At 62.4% G+C, this 2,955-nt stretch carries 2 protein-coding genes; both read left to right on the forward strand.

The features are described 5' to 3' along the window. Window positions 1-1,913 (forward strand): type I secretion system permease/ATPase (locus V7D69_RS15280; protein WP_333606230.1); only part of this gene is annotated, 1,913 nt, incomplete at its 5' end. Continuing rightward, on the forward strand, window positions 1,900-2,955 hold a 1,056-nt coding region (locus V7D69_RS15285), incomplete at its 3' end, for an HlyD family type I secretion periplasmic adaptor subunit (RefSeq protein WP_333606231.1). The genes V7D69_RS15280 and V7D69_RS15285, both read left to right, overlap by 14 nt.

Genomic DNA, 2,955 nt, shown 5'->3' on the forward strand with positions numbered 1-2,955 from the left:
CTCGACGCATCGGACTTCATTTTCGCCAGCGCATCGGCGCTTGCCGCGTAAAGGAAAATCAGGCTGTGGGCTTTCAAAACCACCAGCAGACGCCGCCGCAGTCCCTCACTGCGGCGGTTGTTTCGCCCCTTAAAAGCACATTTCTCGGCGTTGCGCTCGTCAGCGGCGTGGTCAATATACTCGCGCTCACGTCGCCGCTCTTCATGCTGCAGGTTTATGACCGGGTTCTGGCAAGCGGCAGCCTGCCGACGCTGATCGGGCTCGCCATTCTCGCGCTTGGCCTTTATGGCTTCCAGTGCCTGCTCGATATCATCCGCGCCCGCGTTCTGATCCGCATCGGTGAAGATTTCGACATGCGTTATTCCGGCAGGGTGCATGATGCGGTGGTGCGTCTGCCGCTCGTCAACCGCATGCCGGGCGACGGTCTGCAGCCGCTGCGCGATCTCGATAATGTGCGCGGTTTTCTCTCCGGCACCGGGCCGACCGCCTTTTTCGATCTGCCGTGGATGCCGCTTTATCTCGGCATATGTTTTCTGTTTCATTTCTGGATCGGCGTGACGGCGCTTGCCGGCGCGATAGTGCTTGTCTCCCTGACGATCCTCACCAATATCTTTTCGCAGAAGCCGATCCGCGACACCATGGTCGAGAATATGGCCCGCAACCGGCAGCTGGAGGCCTCGCGCCGCAATGCCGAAGTCGTGCAGGCCATGGGGCTTGGCGGCCGGCTCGGAAAACGCTGGCAAAATTCCAACGAGGCGTATCTCGCCGCCAATCGCAAGGCGGGCGACGTGGCCGGCGGTCTCGGCAACATCGCGAAGTCTTTGCGGGTCGTGCTGCAATCGGCCATTCTGGCGGTCGGCGCTTGGCTCGTCATCAATCAGGAGGCCTCCGGCGGCGTGATGATCGCCAGTTCGATCATGATGGGCCGGGCGCTCGCGCCCGTCGATCTCGCCATTTCCAACTGGAAGTCCTTCGTGGCCGCCCGGCAGAGCTGGGCGCGGCTGAGGGAGCTTTTTGCGCAGATGCCGGCCAATGCCGCCGCTATGGCCCTGCCGAAGCCTGAAAAGGAACTGCGGGTCGAAAACGTCACCATCGTTCCGCCGGGGGAAAGAAAACCGACCGTCACCGGGCTTGGCTTCATCGTGACCGCCGGAAACGCGCTCGGCGTCATCGGCCCCTCCGGCTCGGGCAAATCCACGCTCGCGCGCATTCTCACCGGCGCGTGGATGCCGGCGGCCGGCAAGGTAAGGCTGGACGGTGCAAGTTTCGAGCAGTGGGACCGTGAGGCGCTGGGCCGCCATATCGGCTATCTGCCGCAGGGCGTGGAGCTGTTCGATGGCACGATCGGTGAAAATATCTCCCGTTTCGAGGATAATCCCGATCCTGACGCCATCATCGCGGCGGCCAGGGCTGCGGGCGCGCATGAACTGATCCTGCGTTTCGAAAAGGGTTATGACAGCGATATCGGCGAGGCGGGTTCGGCGCTTTCCGCCGGGCAGCGCCAGCGCATCGGCCTTGCCCGTGCGCTATACCGCGATCCCTTCATCGTGGTGCTGGACGAACCCAACGCCAATCTCGATGCGGAAGGCGAAGCCGCCGTGGTCAAGGCGATTTCCTCGGTCAAGGCGCGGGGCGGTATTGCCGTCGTCGTTGCCCACCGGCCGAGTGCCATCGGTGCTGTCGATTTCATTCTTATGATGGAAGAGGGGCGGATGAAGGCCTTCGGCCCGCGCGACGAGGTGCTTTCGAAGGTACTGCGCGTTCCGCAGGCGCAGGCGGCCAAGGGATTTACCGCATCCGCCCAGACGATCTCGCCGCTGCGCGTCGTCGCCAATACCCAGCCGCAGGCGTTGGTGCTGGAAGACGTCCGTGAAGAGAACAGCCAGGAAGGAGATGCGGATGTCAAACATTGATCAGCGCAGACATGTGTCCCGTTCCATCCGCAAACATCTTGTTGCCGGCCTTGCTGCGGGTGTGGCGCTGCTGGCCGGTGTCGGCGGATGGGCTGCGACGACCAATCTTGCCGGCGCGGTTGTCGCCTCCGGCCACCTGGTTGTGGATTCCTACAGCAAGAAGGTGCAGCACCCGAGCGGTGGTGTCGTCGGTGAAATTCTGGTGAATGAGGGCGACAGGGTGAAGGCCGGGGATGTGGTCATGCGCCTTGATGCGACCCAGACCCGCGCCAATCTCGCCATCGTGACCAAGCGTCTGGATGAGCTGAATGCGCGCATGGCAAGGTTGGAGGCCGAGCGCGACGATCTGCCGGAGCTCGTTTTTCCGCAGGCGCTGATGGCGCGAAAAGACGATGCCGATGTCGCCTCCGCCATGCGCAGCGAGACCAAGCTGTTCGAATTCCGCAAATCCTATCGCGAAGGGCGCAAAGCACAGCTTTCCGAACGCATCACCCAGTTCGAACATGAGATTGAGGGGCTGAAGGCGCAGGAAGTCGCCTATGATAACGGTCTTGCGGTGTTGCAGGCTGAAATCACCTCGCAGAAATCCCTGCGCGAACAGGGTATCGTTTCGGTGCAGAGGCTGAACAGCCTGCAGACGCAGGCCGCGACATTCGGCGGCGAGCGCGGCGAAAAAATCGCCTATCAGGCGCAGACGGCAGGGCGCATCACCGAAACCAGGCTGCAAATCCTGCAGATCGACCAGGAATTGCGCACCGAGGTCGGGCGGGAACTGCGGGAAATACAGGCGCAGATGGGCGAATTCGTCGAGCGCAAGGTTGCCGCCGAAGACGAGCTGAAGCGCATCGATATCGTCGCGCCGCAATCCGGCATGGTGCATGAAATGGCCGTGCACACGGTGGGCGGCGTGGTGACGCCGGCGGATCCGATCATGCTCATCGTGCCTGACGGAGACGAGCTGGCGCTGGAGGTGCAGATCGTGCCCAAGGATATCGATCAGCTTCAGGTGGGGCAAAAAGCCATGCTGCGCATGACCGCCTTC

It is taken from the genome of Novosphingobium sp., assembly GCF_036733805.1.
Lineage (GTDB): Bacteria > Pseudomonadota > Alphaproteobacteria > Sphingomonadales > Sphingomonadaceae > Novosphingobium.